The following is a 3,057-nucleotide window of genomic DNA, read 5'->3' as shown; positions in this document are numbered from 1 at the left end:
CCATCTGTTGCTCGCCAAGTGAAAATAAATATAGGTCTATCTAACTCATTTGGTTTCGGAGGTCATAATGCAGCTATTGTTTTAAAGAGATACGAGTGAATAAATTTTCTCTCGTAAATCTAACCGTTTCCTCTAGAGACGGTTAGATTTATTCAATTAAAAAAAGGAAGAGAGTGAGAAAATGGATATTAGAGTAGCGACTGCATTAGACTACCCTAATTTAAGAAGGATATATTTAGAGTCACGGCGTGAAAGTTTTTATTGGTTAGATAGCAATGAAATGACTGTAGAAGATTTTGATAAACATACTGAAGGAGAATATATAATACTAGCAGAGGAAGATAATCATATACTAGGATTTGCTTCTTTATATTTACCAGAAAACTTTATACACAATTTATTTGTACATCCTGAGTTTTTTGGTAAGGGGGCTGGAAGACAGTTAGTTCATGCTTCCATAGAAAAGATGAATACACCATTAAGATTAAAGTGTGTTTCTAAAAATCAAAAAGCACTAAAATTTTATGAGAATATGGGCTGGAAAAAAGTTATTGAAGAAGGTGAGCTAGAAGAAAAATATTGGGTAATGATATATGATTGAACTACTCACCACTTAACGCCCTTACGGACTTTTTGAAGTGGGAGATTCCTGCGAACACCGGTTATCTTAGCAGGCTCTACCCGTAGTCCCTACGGTGAGAACATAAGTATCTTGTACGTTAACGCACCACACTCCCTACTTTAGCTTGGTTTTCGCAACTTCGGCAAGCATGGGGCGATAGAACGTTGAAGATTTTACGGTTGCAACGTTTTTCTGCAACCAACCTCATATCTTCAGTTTTCGAAGAGCAATCTGTACAAGTAAATGATAGCAAATATGTTGGCTTATGCCAACCGACATTCATCTCCCACCTAAAATTGGTGTTTCACACCTTCACATTTTTGAGGAAGGAGTCTTCTGTCGGAAAACGATAAAATATATTTTATAAAAGGGTATTGTGCATAGGGGATAAAATATGTGAAATAGACCTGGTAGGGGTCACCATACATGCCCATCAACTTAAGATTATAAACAAACTGAACTTTAGTTTAGCTGGATTAAAACATTCTTAAAATAGAAGTATATTCTTAAAAATGCGCATACCAAATAAGCCCTAACGGGTTTCACTTTTTTTATTATGCAATTTTCATTTGTTTTCTCAATCCATTATACTCATAGACAACTCCCATAATATCAAATATAGTCTTCTTCTCATATCTGTGAGATTTTCGTCCATTTTTTTGTAGAAGATGGAACAGGCGGATTAAAATCTTTGTTATTTCTCGGGTGTTTTGCTGTGTGGCTTGATAAAGAATGTATAGATGGTCTTGAATTATTCCAATGGCTTTATATTCGCTTAATTCTCTTTTCTTCTTTTGTAAAATTAATTGTCGCATCTTAAACATAGTAGAAGAACATAGAAAAATAGCGATAAGTTTTCCGTAAATGTAGCATTCTAATCGCTCTCGTTTGATATTGTGCCAATCATGGATTTGAAATAAGGATTTCCAAGTTTTAAAGATAATTTCAATCTGCCAGCGAAGGGAATAAAAATCATGTATTTGTTCCATCGGAACCCATTCCAAAGGTGTATTGGTAACATAAATGTTCATACCAGCTAATCGTTTGCTTTTCTCTGAGTACGTAATACCCTTTTTATTTTCCGTATACACTTGTTTTTTCTTACGTTCTCGAAGTTGTTTTTCAGTTAAACGATATATAATAACTCGTGTAAATAGTTTTTTATCCTTTCCAATATAAGCATCTGTTATTTCATAGACCTGTCTTGGTTTTAAGGTATTCATAATGTGTTCTAAATCAACTTTGATGTACTGAGACTGTTTTTTTACTGTCCCATTTCGAAAGTATTCAGGAAACTCATTTTTGATATATACCATATTATTTAGTTTAAGCCGCGATATATAATACACGCCACGTTGGTCTATTTGATCTAAATCGTCCAGTGAATAATAGCCTAAATCCCGAATACATAGATCGCCAGGCCGTAAGGTCGCTAAACATTCTGTTCTAAAGGCCTTATCATTATTCTTCGCCGATCCAACTTGAAAATTTAAAAACTATCCGCTATGTAAATCATATTCTAATTGAATCTTTATACCCGCTGTTTGTGCACAACCACCTGACCCAGGATACACACTAGTTAAATGTTTTGGCACTTGAAAAATCGTTGCATCTAAAATACGAATCCGTTGAAAATAGGTAATTAAATAAAACATTAGGAGGAATGTACTTATGTCTAATGAAATTTTGCCTTTCACAGTAAGGTTAGCTGCACCAGAAGATTTTTGGGATATATCAAATATAAACAAGCAAGTTCAACAGTTGCATATAGAGGGAAGGCCAGATATTTACTCTGATACTTCAGCTTCTTGGGATCACAATGCATACGAAGAGTGGCTTAATGATAAAACCATAGAGATATTTGTAGTAGAGGACAATAATAAAGAGATTCTTGCTTACATAATTTTAGATATAAAAGAACCATCCAAAAATCCAAAGTTAGTTGAGCGAAAAGTACTCTTTATCCGCAATATTGGTGTAAGCGAAATATGTCAAGGAACAGGAATAGGAAAAATATTAGTACAAAAAGCATTTGAGTATGCTAAAGAAATACAAGCAACAAGTGTAGAATTAAATGTTTTAGAATTTAACAAGACGGCTATACAATTCTATGAAAAACTTGGATTTAAAACACAGAGTCGCCAAATGGAATTTATATTACCTGATGCTTAAAACTATTTTCTATATCGATAATCGTGTAAATGAGCTAGTGGTGGTAGATACGGTAAGGGTTGCAATAAACTACGCTAAAGTAGAAAAGTATACATTTCTACTTTTCTACTTTGGCGAAAGGTGTATTTACTATTGGGGTACTGCTAGCATTTTGGAAAACCTCCACGCTAAGCAAAAACATAGAATAAGCTACCCATATGGACAGCTTATTTAGTCGGGTAAGCGGGGGGCATCGCTGCCCCCAACTCCCCTCAGAACCGTAC

General features: G+C 34.5%; 2 protein-coding genes and 1 pseudogene. 2 read left to right on the top strand and 1 reads right to left on the bottom strand.

Annotated elements, in window-relative coordinates; translation table 11 throughout:
• Window positions 1–181 precede the first annotated feature (181 nt).
• Window positions 182–601 carry a GNAT family N-acetyltransferase gene (locus tag QO049_RS30295; RefSeq protein ID WP_097797043.1) on the top strand — a complete coding sequence of 140 codons (420 nt, stop codon included), beginning with the start codon at window positions 182–184 and terminating at the stop codon, window positions 599–601.
• A 575-nt stretch (window positions 602–1,176) separates the two neighbouring features.
• Here QO049_RS30295 and QO049_RS30290 read toward each other — a convergent pair.
• Window positions 1,177–2,265, bottom strand: a pseudogene (locus QO049_RS30290) (IS4 family transposase); the annotation flags it as partial.
• Between the two features lie 28 nt (window positions 2,266–2,293).
• Between QO049_RS30290 and QO049_RS30285 the strand changes: the two are divergent.
• Window positions 2,294–2,794, top strand: a complete 501-nt coding sequence (locus QO049_RS30285) for a GNAT family N-acetyltransferase (RefSeq protein WP_284489812.1) — start codon at window positions 2,294–2,296, stop codon at window positions 2,792–2,794.
• The last annotated feature ends 263 nt before the right edge of the window (window positions 2,795–3,057 follow it).

Source organism: Bacillus sp. RB3 (assembly GCF_030164735.1).
Classification (GTDB): Bacteria; Bacillota; Bacilli; order Bacillales; family Bacillaceae_G; genus Bacillus_A; species Bacillus_A cereus.
The sequence above is the reverse complement of the archived record's forward strand: the minus strand, read 5'-3'. Positions and strand labels throughout refer to the sequence as shown.

Excerpts from the sequence above, each read along its gene's own strand:
- QO049_RS30285 (WP_284489812.1), top strand. The coding sequence starts at position 2,294 with ATGTCTAATGAAATTTTGCCTTTCACAGTAAGGTTAGCTGCACCAGAA.
- QO049_RS30295 (WP_097797043.1), top strand. The coding sequence starts at position 182 with ATGGATATTAGAGTAGCGACTGCATTAGACTACCCTAATTTAAGAAGG.